Origin of the sequence: Leyella stercorea DSM 18206 (assembly GCF_000235885.1) — a bacterium.
GTDB classification, from domain to species: Bacteria; Bacteroidota; Bacteroidia; order Bacteroidales; family Bacteroidaceae; genus Prevotella; species Prevotella stercorea.
This window is the reverse complement of sequence record NZ_JH379438.1, coordinates 4,648-5,207: the sequence shown is the minus strand read 5'-3', so window position 1 is coordinate 5,207 and position 560 is coordinate 4,648.

Here is a 560-nt window from a genome sequence, read left to right as displayed (position 1 = left end):
TGGGAGAATATTCCTCACCAGTCGTTTCTGTGAATTCGGTGAAATCTGTGGGAGGATTGGCAGAGGGTGGCGTGGGTATGGCAGGATGCCATACCCTCCTGATCTGTGAGCATCTGTGAAATCTGTGGGAGAATATCTTGCGCCAGAAGCTTCTGTGAATTCTGTGAATTCTGTGGGAGGATTGGCAGAGGGCGGCGTGGGTATGGCAGGATGCCATACCCTCCTAATCTGTGAGCATCTGTGAAATCTGTGGGAGGATATCCTCTGCCAGAAGCTTCCGTGAATTCTGTGAATTCTGTGGGAGAATTAATGTTGGTGCACTTGAGACAAGTGCACCCCCTAAGAGGGTGGCGTGGGTATGGCAGGATGCCATACCCTCCTACGAAAACTCCCACAGATTGCACGGATGCGCACAGATTAGGAGCAACTAACGCAACCTAAAAATCTGTGAGCATCTGTGAAATCCGTGGGAGAATATTCCTCACCAGTCGTTTCTGTGGGTTCTGCGAATTCCGTGGGAGAATTGGCAGAGGGTGGCGTGGGTATGGCAAGATGCCATA